This window comes from Methylobacterium goesingense, assembly GCF_022179225.1.
Taxonomy (GTDB): domain Bacteria; phylum Pseudomonadota; class Alphaproteobacteria; order Rhizobiales; family Beijerinckiaceae; genus Methylobacterium; species Methylobacterium goesingense.
In genome coordinates this window covers 1-23712 of record NZ_BPQL01000048.1, presented here as the reverse complement: position 1 = coordinate 23712, position 23712 = coordinate 1, and the positions used below count along the sequence as shown (strand labels likewise).

Genomic DNA, 23712 nt, shown 5'->3' with positions numbered 1-23712 from the left:
TCCGCGTGAGGCTCCACTCGGCCCCCTGTGCGGCCCTCGTCCTCCGAATGGGGAGGGGACGCTGATGGCCCGCCAGACCCAAGGAATCGCCGCAGCCTTCGCGAGGGTCCGAGCCGGCGACCGGAGGTTGGCGACGTGGATGACGCAGCACCACGACGAACTGCTGCGCGAACTCGGCGCCGGCCGGATCGAGTGGGCGGCGGCCCTCGTCGTTTTCGCCGGGCTGAACCTGACGGATGAACATGGGCGCCGGTCCCTGAGCCGGGACACGGCGTCGAGGACCTGGCGACGGGTCCGGAGGGCGGTGGCAGCTGCGCGTCAGGTTGAGGCGCGCATGGCACCTCGCCCGGGCGAGTTGGTTCGTGGGGTCCACCTGGTCGCGTCTCTCGCACCGCCCGTCATGCGCATCGCGCCCGCGCGGCCCTCGCCGATGGCGGTCCCGCCGATCGGCGGCGTGGACGAGGCGACCGAGCGCATCGCGGCCGTCCTCGCCGGCATGGGGGCCAGCCGCGTGCCCCTGCCGTCTCAACCCCTCCGCCAACACCAGTCGGCCCCCATGCGCCCGGCTTCCGACGAGGATTCCTCATCATGACGAAGACCAAGGCCGCCCGCCTCGAAGAACCCTTGCCCGAGGCCCCGCCCGAGCGCTCGTTCGCGCCCGAGAGCCAGCCCAGGCTGATCCTGCCGATGGGACGTGGATCGCGCGGGAAGACCCTCCTTTCGCGCTGGATGATCGACCGCGCCATGAATGCCGGCCGCACGCCTTTCATCGCCGACGGCGACCGGACGAACCAAACCCTTGCGCGGTATTTCCCCGGTGCCGTGAGCCCACCCTCGGCCGACGACGCGGACGTGCGGAGCTGGATCGCCGGCCTCGTGGAGGCACAGATCGCCGGCCGGCACGACACCATCCTGGATCTCGGCGGTGGGGACCTGACCATGAAAGCCCTGGCTCGCGAAATGGACCTGCTGTCCTGGCTCACGAGCCTGGGCGTCGATGTCGTGCCCGTGCACCTGCTGGGCCCGTCGATCGACGACGCGGCATACCTCCAGAGCGTCGAGGAAGGTGGCTTGCTCGCCAGCCCGAAAACAATCCTGGTGCTGAACGAAGGCACGGTCGCCCCGGGGCGCAGCGCGCACGCGGCATTCAGCGAGACGGTGCAGACGATGCCGATTTTCGCGGCCACTGTCGGTCGAGGTGCGAGGCTCGTCTCGATGCCGCGCCTGGAGTGCGCTCCCGACCTTGAAGGGGACGGCTTGCCGTTCCTCGTCGCGGCGCAAGGCTACGGGCAGCCGGGTGCGCGCGCCCTCGGTCCCTGGAAGGCCCAGCAAATCGTGATCTGGTTGCGCCGGATGGAAGCGAGCTTCGCCCCCGTCGCGGAGTGGCTCCCGTGAGCCGCGGCGCCGCGCCGATCCCGCGACAGATCTCATCCGAGGTTCAATCCAACAGCACGGCCGATGCGCTACGGGAGTCTGCACGCGCGAGCGGACTTCAGCCAGGGGACCCGCTCTCGCCTCTCGTCGCGGGTTTCGCGGGGGCTATCGAGCACTTGGACGAGCGCCACGACATGCTCGTGGCGGCCACCGCCGAGACGGTGGACACCCTACGCATCGTCCTCGCGGAGGGACGCGAGACGGCCGACGCCGAAGCCGCCCGGTTCCGCGCCGAGTGCAGGTCGACGGAAGCGGAGACCGTGGCGAGCCTGTCCACGTCGCTCGCCGAAGCCTCTGGCCGTGCATTCGCCGGCCGTGTCCAGGCCATCGACCGGCGCACCGCCGCGCTCGTGGCGCTTGGGCTAGTCGCGGCCCTCATCGTGGGTGCCGGCGGCGGCTGGTGGACGGGCGTGACGACGACGCGCGCTGCGCTCGTCGGAACGGAGGACGGCCTGCGCGCTGCTTTCCGGCATGGCCCTGAGACCGCACGGCTCTGGCTCGACCTCATGACCTGGAACGACGTCCAGAGGGCCATCGTGCGCTGCCGGGACGCTGGCGACATTCGGGAGGAAGGCGGCCGGAAGACATGCCGTCTGCTGCTCTGGGTCTCTCCTCCACCCGTGGTACCACCGCCGGGATTGCCACCCTGATAGGGGAATTCTACGAGATACGTGCAAAAATGCCTACCATGGTGTCGATCCATGATTTATATGTCAGGATGAATTTTCGCACTATGGGCGCAAAAAACGCCGACATAGAGGTTGGAGAGATCGAATGGCACGGGCAAACATCGAACAAGCTGTCGAGGATCTGAGCCAGCTTTACGGCACCGCATTCGGAGGCAAGACCGTAGGCCGGTTCACCGTCACTCGTGACCAGCTCGCTGGACTGATGCGCGTGAAGGTGGCTCACGATAAGACCATCGGCCTCCTCAGAGAGGCGGCGCTGAACGACGCCGATTTGGTCCTCGGGCAGTGTGCCGGCGGTCTGTACGGCGTCGTCGGGGCCCGCAAAGCGGCCCGGTGGCGGAAGCTGCCGCGTGCGACGCTAGCAGCTTTGGTCGGTGCAACTGCGGAAAGTCAGGAGACCGCGGGCGACGACGAAACCGAGGACGGAGAGGACTGACCGATCGCGGTGGAAACAGGTGCATCGCCACACGCCATCGGGAACGAAACCCTTGTGTAATGCTTTTTTTGATATAGGTTCTGGCCATGGCCTGGCAGGTTGAGATTCTCAACGAGGCTGTCATGGCCGAGCTTGATGCGTGGCCCGTGAAGGTACGCGCTTCCTTGGACAAGATCGTGGAGCGGATCGAGACACTCGGTCTGGACCGACTTCACGAGCCGCACGTCAAGCATCTCCAGGGCAAGCTCTGGGAGATGCGCCCGAGCGCTGCCGGCGACGATGGCCGCGCTCTGTACGTGTCGGTTACCGGGAAGCGGGTCGTGATCGTGGCCGCCTTCATGAAGAAGACCAGGAAGACCCCCAAGCGGTGGTTGGATCTGGCTGTAGAGAGAGCGAAAGAAGCATCCTGATGGCTATTTCTTTCAAGACTGTCCGCGACCGCTGGAACGCTGATCCGGAATATCAGGCCGCCCGGGCCGAAGTCTCGCCTGAGATGGAGCTCGCCTTCGCCATGGCCGAAGCACGTCATCGTGCCCAGCTGTCTCAGGCTGAAGTCGCGCGGCGCATTGGCACGTCTCAGGCGATGGTTGCACGGTGGGAGAAGGGCAAGGTCGCGCCTACCACCACGTCTCTGCGCCGGTTTGCCCAGGCGACGGGCGCACCGCTGCACATCCAGCTTGGCAATGAGCCCGTGCGCGAGGAGTGTTTCGCCTAGGATGTCCCAAGCACATTGCTCCGCATCAGCAAGTCGAGACGATGAAGCTCGCAGAATCTCTCTGCGAGCTGATGCATGACGTTACGGACCGTCTATATCGCCCATCTGTCGTCCGACGAGTACGATCGCTTTCGTGAACGCGACCCTGCGCTGCCGTCGATGTACCCGGCGTGGCTGTCTGCAGTTGAGGCGCGTATGAGTGCCCTACGAAGCAGGGGGGCTAGGGGGGCGCTGTACCCCATTAACTTCGACGATTTCATACGAAGCATGGAAATTCTTCACGTCCAGACCTTCGATGAAGCAACTCGCGACCGCTATGCTGAGGATATGGCCGCAGCTGATAATGCGATGTCGAGGCTGTAGGCATCAGCCATAATGCAGACTGCGATACCGTGGTGATGTGAGTAGCATGTAATCATGAATCCGCAGATCAATGCGCTTCTGCGAGAAGCCCTTATGTGCAGCTTATTCGTTGATCCGACAAGTCCAGGGATTACTGTTCCAGAACTATTTGAAATTGGCCGGCAGGCTGGATTCCAGGACGGCGAGATAGGCGATACCATTCCGCATCTTTCGAAAGAAGAGGGGAATGGGTTCCGGTATTTACCCTCGCACCATGACGTAATTTTTGGAGAGCTGCTTGAGGCGGCAGATCCTCCTCTTTTCGACACTGTGGCTGCTGACTTCGTAAAGACTGAACTCAACGTCCGTATCCGCGCGGATGGTATCCGAAATGCTCGATTGGACCGTGGGGTCATCGTCGAGCGTGCAATTACCGCCGGGCATAATCGAGTGGCAGTCGAAGGCGCGATCACCTGCCTTGTCGCTGGTGAGGTATTAGCGCTGGCAGGCGAATCTTTGACACCCCGGCAGATGCACGGTCCCCTCAGCTTGTTCGCGGAGAAGCAGAGACCGCGTTCGGCCCGGACGAACCCTGCCGTACGAACGCGCGCGCTCGCCCTTGTGCGTGATATTGTCGGCCGGCGTACCGATGGGCGCCCGCGGCACGCCGAGCCTCTCGACGCATTTGCAGATGCTCTTGAGCGGATCGGCTTCCGGCAGTTCCGCGCATGGTGGAGGCAAACTGTCAGCGAACTCCGCGGGAGCGATCCTGGTGCTGCCCCGATCGCTTGCACGGTTCTGTCGGCAGCGCTCGTAGAGGGTGCGCTCACTTTCGCGGCTCGATACGCACGCGATCGCCAGCTTGGAGCGTTCCAGTCCTCAGACTTCGACGGTGATCCGCGAACCTGGAAGGCCGAGAAGCTCATTGAGAGCGCAACCCGGGGTGGTCCCGCTGCGATCCTCACAGCACAACTCCGCGTACGAGCCGAGCACCTGAACCGCATGCGTCAGCGCGTGCACGTCGGTCGCCTCCTTGGCGAGAATCCAGGTGGTGTTCCAGATCTCCAGCCGGAGGAGGGACGTGACGCCAAATCCACGGCTGAGCAGGTCATTCGGGCGGTACTCGATTGGCTGGAGCGGTCGCAATCAGCCTGACCGCTTCCCTCATCCGACGACGGGTACATGACCTTCCCAGCCGGGCAGCACTTTGTCCCTGAGATGCTGCAGAAGCGCTTCGTCGATCCGGAGGGGATGCTCTGGGTCTACGACAAGCGTGTGCCAGGCCGGGGTATCTGGCGCAGCAAGCCCAAGGGCATCTTCAAGGAGCGGCACGTCTACACGGTCGCTCGCCCTGATGGGGGGCCCAGCGCCATGGTGGAGCGAGCGCTTGGAGCGGTAGAGAATGCCGCCGATCCGGTTCTCGGACGGATCGTCGACCGCGTACGCGCAGGCCAGTCCCTGAACCTGAGCGCCGATGAGCGCAGGACCTTGCTCCTGTTCCTGTACATCCAGCACAAGCGCAGCCCCGAGTTCTTCAGAAGCTTTCCTCTCGATGGCGATGTCGAGGATCTGGCACTCTCTGCCATCGAAGTGATGGAGGCAGAGAGTGGCCCAATGCCGCCAGACCAAAGAGCAGCCTATCTCTCGGCAGCAGGCCTTAAGCAGGTCGAACAAGCCCTTCGGATGAGCGTCCTGATGAACATATCGCCCCAGGTGTTCGGGGTGCTTGAGGCCCGCGGGATTGCGGTTGCCTTTATCCCGCGCTCCGACCGTAGCTTCGTTCTAGGAAGCCTGCCGTTCGCTCGTTTCATGTCCTCGCGAGGCAGGGAGGATCTAGGAGACCCGGAGAGCGAGCTTTGGCTCCCGATCGCGTCCGATGTTGCGGTGTCGACCTACGGGGCAAAGGGCGAGGATCGGGTTGTCCATCTCGTTCAGGACCGACCGATCCGTCAGGTGAATGGGGCCCTCGTCGGCCAGAGCAGCGTCATCGCCTCTGGTTCACGGGATCTCCTGCGCGCCGTAACGCGGCGGCTTGGCCGGGTCACTGGTTCGAAGGGGTAGCGGGGCCTCAAGAGCCCGCAGGACACTGAGGCGCCGCACGGGTGCGAAAGTTTCGTACCCTCAGGTCCGGAAATTTGCCGGGGCGGCGGCGCCCGCGCGTCATAGAGCGCAGCTTAACTCTTGTTCAGGTTATAATACTACTCAGCTTTCTTGCCGACGGTGCGACTTATCGTCGATTTGTCCTTTCCGGCAATGCTGCCGATTTCTTCGTAGGAAAGGCATAGCTGTTCATCTTGATGCATTATCCTAAATAGCTGCGCAGCATCAGAGAACAGTAACTCGCGGCGGCTAGGATCAAGCCGTGCACTATTAAGAGTAGCAAATCTTCTAAGTGTCTCAAGAAGTTTGATGGGCTCGTCTGCTTTTGAAATAAGAGACCTTTTATAGGTACGAACTATTGACTCGATTTCAGCACCTGTGGCGCCTTCTGTGAACCAGGCAATTAACTTCAAATGTGATTCAGACACTTTAAATGGAGCTATAAAATTCCTTGCAATCTGAACCCTGACGTCAAATTTCGGGCGAGGTATTTCTAGCTGCACTTCAAAACGGCGCCAGACAGCAGGGTCGAGCAGCTTCGGATGATTAGTGATACCAATCGTGATGCCTACGTCTCGTCGTGAGTCAAGATTTTGCAGCAAGGCATTGACGACCCGCTTGATTTCACCGACCTCTTGAGGATCATCTCTTAGCTTCGCTACTGCATCAAACTCGTCAAGTAAAAGGACGCATCGATATTTATTTGCAAAGGCAAAAAGATTTCCTATATTTCTTGCGGTTGTTCCTAAGAAAGAGGAAATAAGACCGTCTATTCTTACAAGAATAACTGGTATATCAAGCTGAGAAGCCATCCACATGGCTAGTCGTGTTTTTCCTGTCCCGGGTGGTCCATAGATCAGGCAGCTTCGAGACGGCTGCATTCCGTTCTCTTCTAAGATAGATAGATTGTTCCACTCCTCGATAATAGATTGAACTGCAATCTCGATTGCTTCGTCGAAGATCGGAGGCTGGGGCCGGACGTCTGGAGGGAAGATGATCTCAGCCAGCGCTGCAGCCGTTTCGCGATCAACCGGCACGGGCGTATTGCGCGTCAGCGTTTCCCCTGGAACGTGGGCTCGCGACTGAGCGATACGGCTTGGGCCAAGCTCCACAGTACGCTCGGCAGCTGTGAGTAAGCCGGAAAGAACACCAGAAGATTTTGTATCACCGTCCCGCGCCACAGCATCTCGAAGCCGTTCGACTTGCTTTCGGATCGCGGGCGTCGGCTGCGAGAGTGCGGCCCGGCACAAAGCCTGAATGATCGGGAAGTGTTCCAAATTACAGCACCGTTGCGCAAAATCGTTCCTATAATGTTCTCTCACATAAATCTGTTGCGTTGTAAACGCCGTTTGGTGCACGATATGATGAAATTGTTGCACTGTGGCGGCCGGCACCTACCCCGGATCGCTGGAAGGTCCCTATCATGGTCGGCCCAATCCAGATCATCCTCAACACGGACAATTTCGAAGAGGGTCGTGACGTCGGCGGCGGCGGTCCAAAGAAAGACTTTTTTGCCGGCCGTGATGCTTTGTTCCGTGCTCATAAGCAATCTTTGATAAACCAGCTGAACGCGGTTGGCGAAACTCTAGCTGCTCAGCAAAACGGGAATATAGGTTTCATTAAAGTATTTCTGAGACGTGAGGCTTGGGCTAAAAGCCATCGGCCTCTCCGTGCGATCTTCAATCCCAACCGTATTTCGCTGGTGGGTGGCGGCGATATTGGTGAAATGTACTTCGAGGCTCAACCAAACGTCTTGAGCGCCGTCGCGCGCGAGATCTCCAAAGCTGAGGAGAACACGCGTCTCAAGTACGATGAGAACTCGGGGCGCGAGATGCCTAACCCATCAGCCGCGAAGAGCGAAACAGGAGCCATAGATCGGATTGAGCTATACGGGCCAAGCGACCGTCGGCAGTTTTCGGTCGAGGAGGCCTTGAATTGGCTCGCCAACCCAATGACTGGCAGCAGCTACCAAGTGGAGATGTTCGAGGTCCCTCCAGCGCGAGGCCGTTGGGACGCTGTTGGGCAAGACCGGCAGCGCCTCTATGCCAGTTTCCTCGATGGGCTGACCGCCATTGGCCAGGGCCTGGCGGTTCAGCGCCTCCAAACAGGAGAGAAGGATCAGCCTCAACTGACATTGCGCCTAGCCCGCTCTGCCGAGCCGCCAACGGTGCAGCTCACGATGTCGCAATCTGCAGACCGCAAGCGTCCCCGCGAACTGGCTCCTTTCGACGCAGATTTGAAACGCCACCGTCGTCTGCTCGCATTCCTCGATCACCATCCTCTGGTGCGCCGGGTCGATCTGCCGCCCATTGTGACCCGCACAACCGTTAGAGGACGCCTTTCCGCCCGTTCTTCTGCGGGCGTCGGTCAACCTAGTTGTCAGCAGGCGTCTCTGCCGCAGAGGAACACGACTCGGACTTACCCGAAGCTCGGAATCATCGACGGTGGGATTGGTGCCTCGCTGTCCGATTGGGTGATCGACCGCTGGGACATTCTCAACGACGTCGACGTCGATGCGGATCATGGCACCTTCATCGGTGGCTTGGCAGTCGGAGGTAACACTCTGAATGGTCTAGAGATCTGCCCTGAGCCAGATGGTGCCGAACTCGTCGACATTGCGGTGTTTCCAACGGAGGACAACCCAACTGCCTTCACCAGCTACTACCCCGATGGGCTTCCACAGTTTTTTGATGAGATCGGCTACGCCGTAGCCGACGCGAAGGCGCGGCACGATGTGCGTGTGTTCAATATGAGTTTGAACATCCAGCATCCTGCCGAACCTGATCGGTACAGCGGCTACGCCAAACGGCTCGACGACCTTGCAGACGCTCACAACGCCATCTTCTTCATCTCGGCCGGCAATACAGCTCCTCAATCCTTGCGGCCAGAATGGCATCAGGATGAGACACAGGCGCTAGTCGCTCTGGCCTCGGCACGTAACGACAGCATGCTGATGCCTGCCGAGAGCGTCCGGAACGTGTCCGTCGCAGCGTTGAATCCACCGGGGCTATCGAACGTCGTACCGCACGCACCGGCTCGCTACTCGCGCCGGGGGCCTGGCCTTCGTGCCGGGGTCAAGCCGGATCTCGCCCATATTGGCGGCTCAGGCTCACCGCAAAGCCCCCTGGGTCACGGTCTTTCCTCCGTGAAGCCTAACGGCGATGTCTGTGACGGTTGCGGGACAAGCTATGCATCACCCCTGGGGGCCAAGAGCGCTGCGGTACTCGACCACAACATCGAAGGTGAAGTTTCACGGGAGACGCTGATCGGCCTTCTTCTGCACCACGCTCGGTTGCCCAAGGTGCTTGCGGGGAAAACCCTGGCGACTGTCGCACGCGATCTCGCCGGCTTCGGAATGCCGCCCTCTGCTCGTGAGATTCTCGAAGGAAACGACCATCAGATTACCCTGGTCTTTGCCTCGCGCATTCGCCCCAACCAACAGATCGAGTTCCAGTTTGCGTGGCCTCCTTCGCTCGTCACCCCAGAGGGGAAATGCCGAGGCAGCGCGAAGCTCACACTCGTTTCGACGCCACCTCTTGATACCCGCTTTGGCTCGGAATTTGTCCGGGTGAATGTCGACGCATCGCTGCAACAAGAGGACTTCGACGCTGAAGGGAAACCACGCTGGAAGGGCCGACTTGACCCTGTGTACCTACCAAAGAACAACGAGGGCGCGGCCTTTGAAGCCGAGCGGATCGAGCACGGTCTCAAGTGGAGCCCTGTCAAGGCTTTTGCTAAGACGATGCCTCGGGGTGTCGGCAAGTCGTCGAGCTGGCGCATGTTCGTCAGCTATGTGACGCGTGCCGGCGAGCAGATGCCGGAGGATGGCGTTCCATTCACCGCGCTGCTGACCATCTCCGATCCCCAGGGCGCGGCGCCCGTGTTCAACGATATGCGCCAGACCCTGAACGCTCTCGGTGTGCGCATCGAAGACATCCGAACAGCAGCACGCGTCGCTACGCGAATCTAGGCCACAAGCAGGTGTTGCCGTGAAGGGGGCGGTAAATAGGGGCCATGAGCGCATCGAGCAGGCGGTCCCGTTCGCCTTTCGAGAGGCGCATGGCCTGGGCTAGGGCATTGCCACGCAGGCCCAGGTCACCTGCCTGAACACGCGCAGGGATCGGAGTTCGCCATCCGCTCGCATGCATCGATCCTGTATGCGAAGGGCCCTGAGCGGTCGGGTGGGGCGATTGGGTGAAGGGCGAAAGACATTGCAGGGACCTGGAATGGTAGCAACCGGTGTCGATCATCCCAATCCTCCCAGGAGCAAGCGGAACCTCCCTACCCCAAGTCATTGAGTCTACTGAGATTGGGAGTTTTAGGGAGGATTGGGAGAATTTTGTGAAGTTCATCTCAGGTGCTTACGGCCGGGTAGATAGAGAAGGTAGGCCGCCGAAAACCTCCCAATCCTCCCAAGTCCTCCCAAACCATTGTTTTTCAATGGCTTGGGCGAGGGAGGAGTTTGTGAATTCCGGGAGGATTGGGAGTATCAGTCGCCATCACGATACCGACGATACGCATTCTCGTCCGCGTGCAGGGGCTCGCCGTAGTTGTCGACGAACTCGGACGGCAACTTCGTCGTCTCGATATCCACCCACCATTGCACGCCGGACTTGATATCGGGCATGCCGCGCCCCCTCAGCTCGCGTCCGAGCATGTTCGCTGAACGCGATGCCTCGCCGTTGACCTTGGCCCAAGCCACGTAGAGTTCATGGAGGACGGTCGCCTGGGTCCGGTGGCCGATGGTCGGCTTCGTGCAGACGGCCAGGAACCTCCCGATCGGATCGGAATCGGCCCGGTACGTTTCGGTGGCGGCTTCGACGTCGGGCGGGATGACGAGGCCGTTGTCGAGCCAGTCGCACAGACCCGAGAGCAAGCGGTTCAGGATGCCCGAGGCCTCGGCCTTCAGCTTCTCCCCGAGCTTTCGGTCGCGCTCTTCCTTCGGGATGAACACGCTCCACGGCACCAGGTTGAGCCGGCCCCAAATTCCCTCGTCCGTCCCATCGACCTTCGGGCGGTAGTTGCCCTGGATGGTGAGCTTGAAGCTCGGCTTGAAGGTGAAGAACGCCTTGTTGAGGTGACGGGCGTCCATGGGCTCGCCACCCGTGGCAAGCTTGATCAGCGCCTCGGCGAGCTTCGCGCCCTTCTCGGGTTCCGAGGTTCGCAGCATGCGGATGCCGGGTAGGCGGGCCAGATCCGGCGTGGCTTCCCCGCCTCGACGGGCCCGGCCACTCTCGATGAAGGTCTCGATCGGGATCGTGGCGCCGTAGTCGCCGGCCACGTATCCCACCGCATCGACGTAGACGGACTTCCCGTTCCGGCCCGTGCCCCAATGGAAGACGAGCTTCTGTTCGCTGATGTCGCCCGTGAGCGAAAGACCGCTCCACTGGTCAAGGAAGCGACGATTGTTGATGTCCGGCTGTACGCGAAGCAGGAAGCCGTCGAAGGTCGGGCACGCTGCGTTGGGGTCGTAGGTCACGGGCGCGATCTTGGTGATGCGGTCCTCGGGATTGTGCGGCATGAGGGTGACGTAGGGTTCGATGGGGTGCTTTGCGATCGTCAAGGTGCCGTTCAGGACGTTGATCCGCATCGGGTCGGCATCGAAGTCACTCGGCTTGACCGTCAGGTAGGCCGTCGCATGCTTCGCGATGGCGCTGAGTTTGGAGGCCGCCTCCGACGATCGCCCCCACGACGCGAGCTTGTCGGACAGCATTTCACCCTTGCCGTCCTTCTTCGGTACGAGCTCTACATCAAGGTCCGTGTCGCGGATCGCGTCCGCTTCGACCTGAATGGCTCTGACCGTGTCGTGTTCTGCACGGAGAACCTTCTCGGCGGCCCCGTCCGCGTCCCAGCGCTTACCGTCCCAGGCCATCCACCCGACCGTCGAACACCACAGGAACCGGTCGCGGTTGCGTGCGACGAACCGCTCTGCGTTTCCAAGGTCCGTCTGAGGGAGGAACGCGAGCTTCTGGTCGAGCTCGGATCCGGGCTGCGGTGACCGGCGTGTCGCCTTGTCGAGCTTCCCGCGTTGCGCTCTCTCGCGGGCGACATCGAGGTTGATAGGCTCGTTCATGCCGCTGCCTTCCGGACGGCATCCGCCGGCACTAGGATCGATGGGAGGCGTACCTTTGAGAGCATGACCTGCAGAGCCGTACCGTGGGGGATGTCCGCTGCCAGGATCGAGCCGGCTTCGAGAAGGTCCATTCGCGCGAGTTGCTCGTCGACCACCACGACGCCCCGACGCTCGTCCGCGAGCCACGCTGCAGGATTGCGATAGACGACGAGGGGGTCCTTGCCTGTGCCGGGACAGGGGTATTCGAGCCCGAGCAATCCTGTACGGCCGAGCCACGTCGCAACGCGTCCTGTACGGGGATGCCAAGCTACGACATCGAGGGGCGCTCCCGCGGTATCACGGGCCAGCAGCGTGTATGCGGCAACGCGATCGCTCTTAGCGTCACGGACGAGACGGGCGAACTCGAAGCGCTGCTTACGCCCGAACACCACGGAATCCCGTAGGATCAGGTCGAAGCCGCCGACACTTCGCCAGGCGCTGAGTTTGCCGGGAATGCCTTGGTCCAGCAGCCAAGCGAAGTCGGGCCCGCGCAGGCCGAAGCCGCGCGCCTGTTCCCTCTCCGCATCCATGCGGACTCGGCGTTGTTTTACCTCGCGTCTCATCACCTCGGTTGGAGGCGCATCAGCACGCGACAGCGAGATATCAGGAGAGGTGGCACGCATCAGATTCAAGCCGCTTCCGCAGATCCGGTCGAGGCCTCGTCGATCCGAAGCAGCTTCCGGACCGGTGCCGTCGGAATGACGATGCGCTTGCCGATGCGAACGGCCTGAACGTCGCCACGCTCGATCGCGACGTACACCGCGTTCCGGGACATTCCGACCATCTCGGCGAACTGGGCCACGCTGCATGTCGGGCGGCTTAGCCAGTCCTTGGATCTCTCATTCAGCACGCGTGTCTCCATTCTTCACGCGAAATCACGTGATATAAATGGCATCTTGCGGACCGAAGGGCAAGGACATATTCACTGGAAAATGGGTGATCAAACGGGAGCGGGTGGGCACAGATGACAAATGATAGTGGGACGCCGAAACGGCGGGGCAGGCCCCCTGCTCCCGAGGAAAAGAAGCGGCGTCATAATCTGACATTCAGAATAAGAGGAGATCTAAAAGAAGAAATAGAACGTAGAGCGACTTCCAACGGCCGATCTATTAGCGAAGAAATGGAGTTTATTATTGAAAAGTCTCTCCCGATATTTGACGAAAACGCGAATGCGTTCATCAGTGATATTAGGCCGTTGCTCGGCATTCATATGAAAGACAAATTCAATTCAGTAAGTAAAGAATCTTATCAGCGCGATATCAAAATTGACTATTTAACTAGTAAAGACGATTCTAGATCATATTCGAGTAATAAATTGACAGATTCTCATAGGAATATGGATAAATCATATAAAGAATTGGCGTTATTTCATGAAAGTTCCAGAGATACGAGCATTGCGGCTCATGTATCTGATAAAAATTATGGATCGAACGAAGATATAGATCAAATATCATATGAAAAATCTAACAATGCCAGGGAATCAGCTATAAAAATGGCTGAGTCATTCATTGAGGCTTCAAGAAAAGGCATAGTCGAAGCTCTAAATTCAATTTTAAGTAATAATTCTATAGAAAATCCTCATGACAACAGTGATACAGACCGTGTAATAGACATGTCTATTATTCAAAGGATTGACGATGCCAAAGCAAAATACGATGTTTCGGCGGAATTGGATCGTCTTCGGGCCGAGGTCGACGCTCTGAAGTCCGGCGGACAGAAGCTCGCTGGCGCTCCTAATGCTCAGGTGGCTCAGGACGAGACAACGAGGCAGGAGTATCCGGATTTCTCCATCGCCGAGCTGATAGTCCTGATCAGTCGCCTAACCGCGCCGTCCCCTGACCTGAACGTACTATGGTCTTCGTCTTGGCCGCATAGGTTCGCTGACCTGCCGGCAGAAACCCGGGCTGCCCTTGTCGGCAAGTTCAAAGGGCGGGCTTCGGCGTTGTACGAGGACATGATGCGCCCGAAATCCTCCAACGGTTCGGGGAGGCCGTCCATGCGGTCCAGCCCTCAGGACATCTCCCACGGCCTTCAGGTCCGCGCCCTACAGCGTATGCAGAATGCCCTTCTGCCTCGTGATAAAAACGAGGACGAGGGATTCGACGATTACGAAGAGTAGCCTCCCAAGGGATGAGCGTAGGCCTGCCGACAGCGATGGGACCGACGGGTGGACTGGGAACCACGGTTTAACCCTCGCCCTGGACAATGGGGCCAAGAGCGTGGCCGTCCCTGGTCTTCGCACAACCGGATGTCCCCCGCATGTCGTTGCAGCTGCCCAAGGGGTACGTCCCCACCTGCATCGCCCCGCTTTTCGTAGTGGCTCGCACGCTGCAGGGTCACGCCCCGGTCGCAGGTCCTCGCACTCTCAACATCTCGTCCCTTGGGATCTATGGCTCAAGCCTCATTACCGTCCCGGGGCGAGGCCGGCGGGTATCGTACAACCTGGTGGTTCGAGAGGTCGCGGCGTCTCACATCGGCGTCGAGCTGGTGCTCGAAGCGCGCGATATCCCTCAGCCCGAGCCACGCCTTCTCCCTCGGCCTCGCATCCCTGTGCCGATGCGGGCGCCGGAACCCCAGCCCGGCGAGGTCGCCGTCGCCGAGATCGAAGCTGCGGACGAAGACGACGGCGACGTCGAAGGTGAGGATGCCTTCGCGGAACCGCCACGGCCCTTCCAGCCCCTGCGGTGTCCGGCGACCATTTCTGTGACGTTGGTGCCGCCCTACCGGTCCGCTCTCCTGTCCGAGCATCTGTCTGCCAGCGCCCGAGCGCTCGGCCTCGCGGGACTGGCGCGCCCCCTGCCCAAAGGTGTGAGCGTCAGCTTCCCATCGATGGCGGATATGCTGGGCGCCGAGCTTCGAGAGATTCTCATCGAGGGTGGTGGAAGCGCAGCCCTAGTCGACGAGCGGACGGGCACCCTGATCGACATACCTCCGGGCTTCTGGCGGACCGACGCGGCAGGGGTGGCGCTCGCGTCCGACGAGATGGTCACGATGATCTCGCCGCAGGCTGGAGAAGTCCGAGGACGGGCGTGCATCGGCCCTCGCCAATTGGAAGCGGCATGGCTCGCGGTCCACGAGCGTCTGTTCGGGCCTGCACCGGTGCAAGTGCCACCTCTTCGTACGCCTGGGATCATCCTGCTGGAGAGGGTGGCGCACGAATTGAGCTACGTGAACGGTGCGCCTGAGCGCTGGCATCTCAAGCTCGATCACATCGCCGCGTGGGTCCAGGTCAGTTGGAATGCGGATGAGCTCGGCCCCTACCGACAGGGTATGGGGACGGCGGCTGCTCGGCTCATCGCGCTCCCGCAGCATCTCCGGGTCGGAGCCCCCAATGCCGCAAGAACGGCGCAGTGGGTAGAATGGGAGAGGATCTACGCCGAGCGGGCCGGCAGAGAATATGCGGCCGTCGAGAATAGGTAGCCCCATTCCCGGGGCGCCCGATACATTCCTAGGTCGATTAAATCGAGGTGCTTTCGCTGATCTTCCGGCCACCGTCGCTATTCCGGCTACGGGTTTCGGAGGTCAGCGATGCCCAAGCATCCCCAACTCGATCTGCAAGATGAGCCCGCATTCAAGACGGGGAAGGCCGCAAGCTACATCGGAGTCGCCCATTCGACGCTGAACAAGATGCGGCGAGAAGGGCGGGCCCCGGCGCATGTGGTCGTCGGCTGGAGGAAGTTCGTCTGGGCTCGGCGCGATCTGGACAGCTACCTGGCCGCCCGCCGGGTCGAGGCAGCTGCTGCCTCCGATCAGGGAGGCGAGGCCTGATGCGTGCCCCCTTCCCCCGTCGTGGGTCCGACGCCGAGACGAAGCGCAAGGCCAAGGCTCGGCTGCCTGTCTACCGAGCCATGTGCGAGCTCGGTACGGGCGTGGTGTTCGCCGACCCTGGCACCCGGCGTTTCGGTCCGCCGAGCGCCATGCCGTTCGTCGCCATTTTCGATGATCAGTCCTTCCAGGGGCCGAGCGCCTTCGATGCGCCATCGCTTTATGCGGTGCTGTCGCAGGTTCAGCGCGTGGTGGTACTGACCAGCGAGCCTACGTCCGAGCCGTATGCCTGGACGGCCACCCTGCTCCCCGGTGGTATCTCGGCCCTCGTGGTGGAGACCGACCCTGCCCAGGGAGAGGATTGGTACCGTTTCATCCGCGGCTATGCACCGGATGTACGGATGATCGTGCTTCCATGAGCCCGAATGCCGTGGTCGCTCTCATCACCTTCGTGCCGCAGTCCGCTGCGGCACGCCCCACTCTCGTCGAAGAGAGCTTTGCGGGCGGGCTTCGATCTGCGGCCTGATAGGTCGCTTGCGCACCTGCGAAGTGGCCGCACCATACGTCGCGTGTCAGCTATCGAGGTTGAGCTTCGACCCCGAACGCCTCCTGGGTGAGCCTTCGTCATTCCCCGTAGGCCCGATGACTCGTCCAATCGGTTTCAGGTCAATCTGAGGCTACGGATATGGCCCCCGGAAGAGGTCACCAGATGCCTTGCGCCGGAACAACGTTCGCCATCGGCGGCGCTGATGCTCCGGGCGATCATGGTTCATGTGGCAGCGCTGGCAGAAGGCAGCGAGGTTCTTGGGCTTGTTGTTGGCCGTGTCGTGATCACGGTGGCCAGTTGCCAGGACCACGCGTGTGGTTCGGACCCGTCCGAGGACATCGTCATCTCCGATCCCGAGGCAGATGAAGCGCCCAGCTCCGTCACGCCACCAGCCCTCCACTCCGTCCCACCAACGACCGTCGCCAAGATGGAAGACGCGTTGTCCATGCGGACGGGCACAGACCTCACAGCGTCCCTTCGCTCGCTCGAAGCGGATCACGGCCGAGAGTTGCGGCCAGTCGATGGGGTAGAAGAAGCGGTGCTCGCGCCGGATGGGCATCAGGAGGATGCCTGTCGGGTCACCGCAGCGGCGACGTCTGCCTGGCTGCGGGTGCGTGCCTGGGGGAAGTAGCTATAGAAGGTGTCCCGGCTCACTCCCAAGCGCTTGGCGATGGCCGCGATCGAGATGGTGCCCGAGTGCAACAGGGCGCGGCCCACCTCGATATCGGCTGGCGTCAGCTTCTTGGGCCGTCCCCCTTTGCGTCCGCGCGCCAGGGCAGCCTTCAGCCCCTCCATGGTGCGCTCGCGGTTGAGGTCGAGGAAGTACTCGGCCATGGCGCCGTGCATCTGTAGGGCAAAGCGCCCGTGGGCCGTGTCGCTATCGAACTGCTCAGTCAGCGATCGGAAGTGGACCTCCTTCACGCGGAGGGAGTCGATGGTGCGCATCATCTCGACGAGAGACCGACCGAGCCGGTCAAGCTTCCAGACCACCAGCACATCGGTCGGGCGGAGGTAGGCTAGGGCCGCCTCGAACTCGGGTCGCTTGGTTCCAGCCTTGCCGGACTTCTTTTCCTCGAACATGCGCTCGCACCCAGCCTTAGTCAGCGCGTCACGCTGCAGGTCGAGGTTCTGATCGAGGGTGGAGACGCGGGCATATCCGACGAGCATGTCGGGATAGTGATCCAGGTGCGTTTAATCCGCAATAGAAATCCGGTCATATTTTCCCGACAGAAACCGACCGGTTTGAGGATGCTCAAACTGCGCTCAGTGAGGATGACGGGAAAACGGTCGAATACGCGACGGAGGCGAGCTATGCACAGCCAACACCTGAAGGCTGTGATAAAGTATGAGTGTGTGGATGAAGGGGTAAAGCACTGAGGCTCTGAGTTGTCCTTGATAATTGTCCTCAAATGTACGATCTGGAGAGTGTGGGGGCGCGAAACCGAATAGTAGCATGTCAGACAACACAAAAAATCAAACCACCGATGTCATCGACCTCATCAGCGATATCGTCTGCGCGTATGTATCGAACAACCCGGTTCGTCCGGCTGATTTATCTGACTTAATTCGCAGTATGCACGGTGCGCTCCAAGGATTAGCTAGCGGGACCGGCGCGACCATATCGGAGGCCGAGATTGAGAAGCCTACCGCAGCTCAGATCCGCAAGTCAGTGCAGCCAGGCGGCATCGTCAGCTTCTTAGACGGTAAGACCTACAAGACCCTGAAGCGCCACCTAAGCACGCATGGGCTAGACCCGCATAGCTATCGCCAGCGCTTCGGCTTGTCGGCCGACTACCCGATGGTTGCACCAAGCTACGCCGCGAAGCGCTCGGCCCTGGCAAAATCCATTGGTCTCGGCAGGATTGCTAATCGTGGCGAGGACGAGCCGCCCAAGGCCAAGGGACGTGGGAAGGCTGCGTAGCCTCAAGGCTTCGTGCAAGGCAGCCTTCATAGCGCGGCCGCCTACCACTTCAAGAATGTTGCGAACAGCCAAGCTTTGCTAACCACCCGCTGAACAAGGCAGGATGTTTAAGAATGGCGCCAGGGATCACGGCTGGAACGATCGACACCAAGGCTGCCCGGCTTCGACGTCTCTGGCGCGGGCACGATACGAACGTCCGCTCCAGTGGCCTCGCCATGGGCCGACCTGTGCTGGCCACCACAGAACCAAGCGCGCTGCGGCGCCCCGCTCATGGAGTTACAGCGCGAGAATTGATTGCTATGGCGCGCGCGGTGCGAGCCGGAAGTGCGTCGCAGACCTGATATCCCTGCCTCGAAGCGCCTAGGGTGTCGTTCAGACCGGCATCGTTGCGGTTCAGGTCGTTGACGATGAGGGCGTTCTGCTCGTTGCCCGTGCCCTCCGATACCGGCGGAACTGGCCTCAGCCAGACTATCGCACGCCGGATCGTCAAGGCGGAAGGTGGGACCATCGCCGTGGTCAATCGACCGGAAGGCGGCCTGCAGGTCCGGATCTCCCTGCCGCGGGCCGGCCGCTGACACACTTCGTCACGAACCGGGCGTCCGCCTGTCAAACAGCCTCGCTATCTCCGATCTTGAAGCGGCCTCATCTAGCCGTCGATTCCCAGAGACAGCATCATGAAGCGCTCCATTGCCGTCTTCCTCGCCGCCGGCCTGCTCGCCGATCTCTTGGCACCTGCCTTCGCCGCTGAGGACGGGCATGGAAACGCGAACAATCCCGAGCAATCCGCACCGAACACCGGCGGCGTCGCGGGCGGTCCGGCCCATCGCGACGACCCGCGCACGAGCGAGACCCGCGAGGTCAGCAAGGACGGGAAGCCCGTTCACTCCGACAAAAATGGCCACGCCCACGGTCATTCCCACGACAAGAAATGAATGAAGGGCGGGAGGCTCGTGGGGTGGTGAGGACGCGCCGATGCGGATGCTTCCCCTGCTGGTCGTCTTTGCGATTCTGGCCGCCAGCATCGGATACGCCCTAGCGGCGGCCCCCCCGGCCGATCCCGCCTCAAAACCTTCGCGGTGCGCTGGTGCCCCCTCGCGTACCGTGAAAAGCCCGCCTCGGCTGACTTGTCGAGGCGGGCACACCGAATGTTCTGAACGATGATGTCAGGCGCAGTTCACCTCCCCTGGATCACCTTCCCGCCTTCGGAACTCGGGGAGTGCGTCATGAGAATGCGCGTCTTGGTCTTGGTCGCCGCCACGTTGGTCCTATCGCCGATGGCCGCGTCGGCCCAATACTACGGCGGCGGGTATGGGGAGCGTGGCAGGGACGTCTATATCGACCGCTACCACCATGGCGACCACGACGACGTCATCGTCCATCGCTCTCGGCCGCACCGCGAGGAGCAGCCGGTCTACTTCGAGCGTAGGCACCACCATCACCATCACTACGACTATTGAGGTTCACGTCTCGTCACTCCCCCCGATGTACGGGTGGCCCAGAAATCCTCCACAAGGGACCAATGAACGCGGGATTCGAGATCAGGGCCTATGAGACGATGCGCGGCTGGTGGGCGACCACTCTCCGCGTGCTTTCGTTCGTCATGGTCCTGATGCTCGTCGTCCCCGGCGTGATCCATTCCGCCGAGGCCCACCGCTCGGTCAGCCACGAACTGTCGGTGTCCGTACCGACCCAGGGGGGCGCGACCGACCATTCGGACGCCTGCCCGGCCTGCCACGCCAATTGTGGCTGCCACCAAGTCCTGAACGTCAACGGGTCGCCTACGCTGCCGTCCCGTGGGACCGCACGCACCTCCTACGCGACCGTGACGCCCCCCGTCGGATCGGTTTCACCCGACCGCCTTCCAAGGCCGCCTCGCGCCTGAGGCGACCCCGCCACGTCCGTGGCGCGTCCCGGCCGGCCCTCGCGGGTCCCGACCGCCTCACCATCGCGAATAACCAGTACGGGACCGTCCCGAGCCACATAAGCGGCAATGCGACGTCCCTGGCGGACCCGGGCCCATTCTCATGCGTGCATTCCTATCCGTGGCCTTCCTGGCCATCGGCATCGTCATCGGCGGTGCGTTCCCCCGCGTGTCCGAGGTCGTGCAGGGCGCCCTCGCGACCGCCGGCCTGATGAACGACCGGCCGCCGCCGCCGACCAAAGCGTCCGTCACCAAGCCTCCGGCCACCCAGGCCGATGACGGGTACGGGCACGGCGATCACGGCCACGAGCACGCGGAGGGTGAGCCCAAGCCCTCCGGCGAGCACAACCATGCCGAGGGCGAGGAGGGCGAAGGCAAGATCAAGATGTCCGCCGAGCAGGCCGCGGATCAGGACATCAAGCTGGCGAGGGTCGAGGGGGGCATCCTCTTGCGACACCTGCTGGTGCCCGGCACCATCGCCCAGGACGCCGACCGGATCGCCCGCGTGCCGGTGCGTGTCGTCGGCACGGTCTCCGAAATGCGCAAGCGCCTCGGCGAGGCGGTGGCCAAGGGCGAAGTCGTGGCCGTCCTCGACAGCCGCGAGGTCGCCGAGGCCAAGAGCGACTTCCTCACCGCAACGGTCAAGGCCGACCTGGACAAAACCAACTTCGACCGCCAGCAGGCACTCTGGGACAAGCGAATCTCGGCGGAGTCGGCCTTCCTCAACGCAAAGGCCGCCTATTCCGAGGCGACCCTGCGGGTCGACCTTGCGCGCCAGAAACTCTCGGCCCTGGGGCTAAACGCGGCCGAGGTCGCCATGTCCGCCAAGAAGGACGAGACCACTCCGAACCTATCTAGCCTGCGCCGCTACGAGCTCAAATCCCCCCTCGCCGGGCGGGTGGTCGAGCGCAAGGTCGACGTCGGCGCCGCCGTCGGCAAGGAAGGCGACCCGGCCGACGTCTACACCGTCGCTGACCTGTCCTCCGTGTGGATCGAGCTCGCCGTCCCGATCACCGAGCTCCCGAAAGTCCGCGAAGGCGCCAAGGTGACCATCGTAGGGGGCGACGACGCCTCACGTGGCGAGGGCAAGGTCGTGTTCGTCAGCCCGATCCTCAATCCGGAGACGCGCTCCGCCCGGGTCATCGTCGCCCTGCCGAACAAGGACATGGCCTGGCGACCGGGGACATTCGTGACCACCGAGGTCGAGATCGCCCAGGATATGGTGAAGGTACGGCTGCCTAGATCTGCCATCCAGACCATTGGGGCTGAGAAGGTCGCTTTCGTACGTACGCTTGAGGGCTTCGAACGCAGGGACGTGACCCTCGGCAAGGTCGACGACGACGCCTTCGAGGTCCTGTCCGGCATCGAGCCCGGTGAAGAGGTCGCGGTGGCCAACTCTTTCCTCCTCAAGGCTGAGCTCGGCAAGTCCGAAGCCAACCACGCGCACTGAGGGCGGGCATCATGATCTCGAAAATCCTCGACTTTTCTGTCCACCAGCGCTGGCTGGTGGTGCTTCTCTCGCTGCTGGCGGCCGGCTTCGGCGTGTTCTCGCTGACGAAGCTACCCATCGACGCGGTGCCGGACATCACCAACAATCAGGTGCAGATCAACACCACGGCGCCGTCTCTCTCCCCGGTCGATATCGAGAAGCAGGTCACCTACCCGGTTGAGACCGCACTCGCAGGCATCAAGGGTCTCGAATACACACGCTCGCTCTCGCGCAACGGTTTCTCGCAGGTCACCGCAGTCTTCTCCGAGAAGCTCGATATCTATTTTGCCCGCCAACAGGTGGCGGAGCGGATCGGCGAGGCGAAGTCGAACCTGCCGCCGGGGGCCGAGCCCCACATGGGCCCGATCTCCACCGGTCTCGGCGAGATCTACATGTGGTCGATCCACTATGCTAAGCCGGATGAGCGAAAGGTCTCCCCGGACGGCAAGGCCGGCTGGCAGTCGGACGGAAGCTACCTGACGCCCGAGGGCCAGCGGCTTGCGACCGAGCTCGAACGCACAGCCTACCTGCGCACGGTCCAGGACTGGATCCTCCGCCCCCAGGTGAAGACCGTGCCGGGCGTAGCCGGCGTCGACAGCATCGGCGGCTTCGACAAGCAGTACCACGTCCAGCCCGACCCGATGAAGCTGACCGCCCTCGACCTGTCCTTCGCCGACCTCGGACGGGCGCTGGAGGCCAACAACGCCAACCAGGGCGCGCGCTACCTGGAGGATAACGGCGAGGGCTACGTCGTGCGCGCTGCCGGCCGGCTGGAGACCATGGAGGACATCGGTTCCGTCGTGGTGACCACGCGCGGTGGGGTGCCTGTCCGCATCTCCGACCTCGCCGAGGTCCGGATCGGGCGCGACCTGCGCACAGGGTCGGGCAGCGAGGACGGACGAGAGGTCGTCATCGGTACCGCCCTGATGCTGATCGGCGAGAACAGCCGGACGGTGGCGGCCGCTGTCGATGCGAAGATGACCGAGATCCGGCGTACCCTCCCACCCGGCGTCGAGGTCCAGACCGTCCTCAACCGCACGGTTCTCGTCGAGGCCACCATCCGGACCGTGGCCAAGAACCTGGCCGAGGGCGCCGCCCTCGTCATCGTCATCCTGTTCCTGCTGCTCGGCAACATCCGGGCGGCCATCGTCACCGCCCTCGTCATCCCAGTGGCGATGCTGATGACCATGACCGGCATGGTCCAGGGCCGCATCAGCGCCAACCTCATGAGTCTCGGTGCCCTAGACTTCGGCCTCATCGTCGACGGGGCGGTCATCATCACTGAAAACGCCCTGCGCCATCTGGCGGAGCGGCAGACTGAGCTTAGGCGCAAGCTCGATCTGGAGGAGCGTCTCGTCACCGTGCGGGCCTCGGCCGAGGAGATGATCAAGCCGTCCCTATACGGGCAGGCCATCATCATCCTCGTTTACGTGCCGCTCCTGACCTTCACAGGAGTAGAGGGCAAGATGTTCGAACCGATGTCCCTCACCGTTATCATCGCCCTTGTCTCGGCCTTCGTACTCTCCCTCACCTTCGTGCCGGCGATGATCGCCATCGTCATTACCGGCCGGGTTACGGAGAAGGACAACATCCTCATCCGGGGCATTAAGGCCGCTTACCGCCCCGTTCTCGGCGCCGCGCTGCGGGTTCCGATGACCTTCGTGGCGGTCGCCTTGGCGCTGCTCGTCGGCGCTGGGTTCCTGTTCACCACGCTCGGGCAGGAGTTCATCCCGCAGCTTGACGAGAAGAGCATCGCGCTCAACGCGCAGCGCATTCCCTCGACCTCCCTGACCCAGTCGCAGGCGATGCAGCTGAAGGTCGAGCATGCGATCAGCCGATTCCCCCAGGTCGCCTACGTTTTCTCGAAGACCGGAACCGCGGAGGTCGCCTCCGACCCGATGCCGCCGAGCTCGTCCGATACCTTCGTCATCCTTAGGCCGCAGGAGGAATGGCCGGATCCGGACCTGTCCAAGGCCGGCCTGCAGAAACAGATCGAAAATGCCCTCGGGGCGCTCGCCGGCAACATCTACGAGTTCTCTCAGCCGATCCAGCTTCGCTTCAACGAGCTCCTGGCCGGAACCCGCGGCGACCTTGCCGTAAAGGTCTTCGGGGAGGAGTTCGAGCCGATGCTCAAGGCCGCCAATCAGGTCGCCACGATCCTGCGTGGGACGGAGGGCGCCGATGACGTCAAGGTCGAGCAGACCGCCGGCCTGCCCTTCTTGGAGATCAAAATCAACAAGG

Annotated in this window: 27 protein-coding genes; 21 read left to right on the top strand and 6 right to left on the bottom strand. The window is 62.0% G+C overall.

Annotated elements, in window-relative coordinates:
- Positions 1-139: 139 nt before the first annotated feature.
- The 9 genes from MFF30_RS09350 to MFF30_RS09310 all read left to right on the top strand — a co-directional run bounded on the left by MFF30_RS09350 (position 140) and on the right by MFF30_RS09310 (position 5677).
- Complete coding sequence (locus MFF30_RS09350) at positions 140-592, top strand: hypothetical protein (RefSeq protein WP_238279016.1); 453 nt, start codon at positions 140-142, stop codon at positions 590-592.
- A 32-nt stretch (positions 593-624) separates the two neighbouring features.
- Positions 625-1395, top strand: a complete 771-nt coding sequence (locus MFF30_RS09345) for a P-loop NTPase family protein (RefSeq protein WP_238279014.1) — start codon at positions 625-627, stop codon at positions 1393-1395.
- A gap of 155 nt (positions 1396-1550) precedes the next feature.
- Positions 1551-2084 carry a hypothetical protein gene (locus tag MFF30_RS09340; RefSeq protein ID WP_238279013.1) on the top strand — a complete coding sequence of 178 codons (534 nt, stop codon included), beginning with the start codon at positions 1551-1553 and terminating at the stop codon, positions 2082-2084.
- 124 nt (positions 2085-2208) lie between these two features.
- A complete protein-coding gene (locus MFF30_RS09335; RefSeq protein WP_238279011.1) occupies positions 2209-2559 on the top strand; it encodes a hypothetical protein in 351 nt (116 codons plus the stop codon).
- 86 nt (positions 2560-2645) lie between these two features.
- Positions 2646-2969: a type II toxin-antitoxin system RelE/ParE family toxin gene (locus MFF30_RS09330; protein ID WP_238279009.1), complete on the top strand. Its 324-nt coding sequence runs from the start codon at positions 2646-2648 to the stop codon at positions 2967-2969.
- Positions 2969-3274, top strand: a complete 306-nt coding sequence (locus tag MFF30_RS09325) for a helix-turn-helix domain-containing protein (RefSeq protein WP_238279007.1) — start codon at positions 2969-2971, stop codon at positions 3272-3274. Before MFF30_RS09330 ends, MFF30_RS09325 begins: the two co-directional genes overlap by 1 nt.
- A gap of 75 nt (positions 3275-3349) precedes the next feature.
- On the top strand, positions 3350-3637 hold the full coding sequence (locus tag MFF30_RS09320) for a hypothetical protein (RefSeq protein ID WP_238279005.1): 288 nt from the start codon (positions 3350-3352) through the stop codon (positions 3635-3637).
- 54 nt (positions 3638-3691) lie between these two features.
- Positions 3692-4771: a hypothetical protein gene (locus tag MFF30_RS09315; protein WP_238279004.1), complete on the top strand. Its 1080-nt coding sequence runs from the start codon at positions 3692-3694 to the stop codon at positions 4769-4771.
- 27 nt (positions 4772-4798) lie between these two features.
- Complete coding sequence (locus MFF30_RS09310; protein WP_238279002.1) at positions 4799-5677, top strand: DUF4238 domain-containing protein; 879 nt, start codon at positions 4799-4801, stop codon at positions 5675-5677.
- Positions 5678-5814: 137 nt separating this feature from the next.
- Here the strand turns inward: MFF30_RS09310 and MFF30_RS09305 are convergent, their stop codons facing one another.
- Positions 5815-7110 (bottom strand): AAA family ATPase, encoded by a 1296-nt coding sequence (locus MFF30_RS09305; protein ID WP_238279000.1) that lies wholly within the window; start codon positions 7108-7110, stop codon positions 5815-5817.
- Between the two features lie 29 nt (positions 7111-7139).
- Here MFF30_RS09305 and MFF30_RS09300 point away from each other — a divergent pair, with 29 nt between their 5' ends.
- Positions 7140-9686 carry a S8 family peptidase gene (locus MFF30_RS09300; RefSeq protein ID WP_238278997.1) on the top strand — a complete coding sequence of 849 codons (2547 nt, stop codon included), beginning with the start codon at positions 7140-7142 and terminating at the stop codon, positions 9684-9686.
- A 519-nt stretch (positions 9687-10205) separates the two neighbouring features.
- On the opposite strand, the gene MFF30_RS09295 is transcribed toward MFF30_RS09300, so the two are convergent.
- From MFF30_RS09295 to MFF30_RS09285, 3 genes are read right to left on the bottom strand one after another with little or no spacing between them, the layout of a single operon-like run.
- The gene (locus tag MFF30_RS09295) at positions 10206-11789 is read right to left on the bottom strand and encodes a DNA primase family protein (RefSeq protein WP_238278995.1); all 1584 of its coding nucleotides are present in this window, start codon (positions 11787-11789) and stop codon (positions 10206-10208) included.
- Positions 11786-12451: a hypothetical protein gene (locus MFF30_RS09290; protein WP_238279060.1), complete on the bottom strand. Its 666-nt coding sequence runs from the start codon at positions 12449-12451 to the stop codon at positions 11786-11788. Before MFF30_RS09290 ends, MFF30_RS09295 begins: the two co-directional genes overlap by 4 nt.
- A 5-nt stretch (positions 12452-12456) precedes the next feature.
- A complete protein-coding gene (locus tag MFF30_RS09285) occupies positions 12457-12630 on the bottom strand; it encodes a helix-turn-helix domain-containing protein (RefSeq protein ID WP_238278993.1) in 174 nt (57 codons plus the stop codon).
- Between the two features lie 162 nt (positions 12631-12792).
- Here MFF30_RS09285 and MFF30_RS09280 point away from each other — a divergent pair, with 162 nt between their 5' ends.
- The 4 genes from MFF30_RS09280 to MFF30_RS09265 all read left to right on the top strand — a co-directional run bounded on the left by MFF30_RS09280 (position 12793) and on the right by MFF30_RS09265 (position 16012).
- Positions 12793-13947: a hypothetical protein gene (locus MFF30_RS09280; RefSeq protein ID WP_238278991.1), complete on the top strand. Its 1155-nt coding sequence runs from the start codon at positions 12793-12795 to the stop codon at positions 13945-13947.
- Positions 13948-14087: 140 nt separating this feature from the next.
- Positions 14088-15248, top strand: a complete 1161-nt coding sequence (locus tag MFF30_RS09275) for a hypothetical protein (protein WP_238278989.1) — start codon at positions 14088-14090, stop codon at positions 15246-15248.
- A gap of 108 nt (positions 15249-15356) precedes the next feature.
- The gene (locus MFF30_RS09270; RefSeq protein WP_238278987.1) at positions 15357-15596 is read left to right on the top strand and encodes a hypothetical protein; all 240 of its coding nucleotides are present in this window, start codon (positions 15357-15359) and stop codon (positions 15594-15596) included.
- Positions 15596-16012 (top strand): hypothetical protein, encoded by a 417-nt coding sequence (locus MFF30_RS09265; RefSeq protein ID WP_238278985.1) that lies wholly within the window; start codon positions 15596-15598, stop codon positions 16010-16012. Before MFF30_RS09270 ends, MFF30_RS09265 begins: the two co-directional genes overlap by 1 nt.
- Before the next feature lie 258 nt (positions 16013-16270).
- Here MFF30_RS09265 and MFF30_RS09260 read toward each other — a convergent pair whose 3' ends face one another.
- Together MFF30_RS09260 and MFF30_RS09255 are read right to left on the bottom strand one after the other, a co-directional pair.
- Positions 16271-16699: a hypothetical protein gene (locus MFF30_RS09260; RefSeq protein ID WP_238278983.1), complete on the bottom strand. Its 429-nt coding sequence runs from the start codon at positions 16697-16699 to the stop codon at positions 16271-16273.
- Positions 16699-17307, bottom strand: a complete 609-nt coding sequence (locus tag MFF30_RS09255) for a recombinase family protein (protein WP_238278981.1) — start codon at positions 17305-17307, stop codon at positions 16699-16701. Before MFF30_RS09255 ends, MFF30_RS09260 begins: the two co-directional genes overlap by 1 nt.
- Before the next feature lie 286 nt (positions 17308-17593).
- On the opposite strand from MFF30_RS09255, the gene MFF30_RS09250 reads away from it, so the two are divergent.
- The 7 genes from MFF30_RS09250 to MFF30_RS09220 all read left to right on the top strand — a co-directional run.
- The gene (locus MFF30_RS09250; RefSeq protein WP_238278979.1) at positions 17594-18061 is read left to right on the top strand and encodes a Ros/MucR family transcriptional regulator; all 468 of its coding nucleotides are present in this window, start codon (positions 17594-17596) and stop codon (positions 18059-18061) included.
- Positions 18062-18468: 407 nt separating this feature from the next.
- The gene (locus MFF30_RS09245) at positions 18469-18636 is read left to right on the top strand and encodes an ATP-binding protein (protein WP_238278977.1); all 168 of its coding nucleotides are present in this window, start codon (positions 18469-18471) and stop codon (positions 18634-18636) included.
- Positions 18637-18735: 99 nt separating this feature from the next.
- Positions 18736-18993, top strand: a complete 258-nt coding sequence (locus tag MFF30_RS09240) for a hypothetical protein (RefSeq protein WP_238278976.1) — start codon at positions 18736-18738, stop codon at positions 18991-18993.
- Between the two features lie 291 nt (positions 18994-19284).
- Positions 19285-19518, top strand: a complete 234-nt coding sequence (locus MFF30_RS09235) for a hypothetical protein (protein WP_238278974.1) — start codon at positions 19285-19287, stop codon at positions 19516-19518.
- Between the two features lie 62 nt (positions 19519-19580).
- Complete coding sequence (locus MFF30_RS09230; RefSeq protein WP_238278972.1) at positions 19581-19943, top strand: hypothetical protein; 363 nt, start codon at positions 19581-19583, stop codon at positions 19941-19943.
- Positions 19944-20085: 142 nt separating this feature from the next.
- Positions 20086-21432, top strand: a complete 1347-nt coding sequence (locus tag MFF30_RS09225) for an efflux RND transporter periplasmic adaptor subunit (RefSeq protein WP_238278970.1) — start codon at positions 20086-20088, stop codon at positions 21430-21432.
- A gap of 11 nt (positions 21433-21443) precedes the next feature.
- Positions 21444-23712: efflux RND transporter permease subunit (locus MFF30_RS09220; protein WP_238278968.1), on the top strand; the 2269-nt coding region annotated here is incomplete at its 3' end.